This is a genomic window from Paenibacillus sp. VTT E-133291 (assembly GCF_002264395.1).
GTDB classification, from domain to species: Bacteria; Bacillota; Bacilli; order Paenibacillales; family Paenibacillaceae; genus Paenibacillus_AQ; species Paenibacillus_AQ nitricinens.
This window is the reverse complement of record NZ_NFVA01000268.1, coordinates 1-286: the sequence shown is the minus strand read 5'-3', so window position 1 is coordinate 286 and position 286 is coordinate 1. Positions and strand designations below refer to the sequence as shown.

The 286-nt window shown below is 51.4% G+C and carries 1 protein-coding gene; it reads left to right on the top strand.

Annotation, left to right across the window (positions count from 1 at the left end; translation table 11 throughout):
- Positions 1 to 286 (top strand): hypothetical protein (locus CA598_RS32645; protein ID WP_179283841.1); only part of this gene is annotated, 286 nt, incomplete at both ends.

Here is a 286-nt window from a genome sequence, read left to right as displayed (position 1 = left end):
AACGGCGGCGCTACGTCAGTTTTTAGAGCGTCAGAAAACGCGAGTACTCGACGGAGCGACTATCGGATTACATGACGCTACCGACCACCTGCTCGCGGCATCGCGTAATGAGGCTCCGTTAAAATCGAGCACGTTGCGGATAACAGCCGGTAAGGAAGTCGTAAATAGGGACGGACGAATATACGGAGAAGTGTTTTATTCCGCAACGGAAACGGGCGCAAGTGGTGCGCGTTTTAATTATGCGCTACGTGTACATGAGATGGGCGAGTATAAGAATCCGACAACT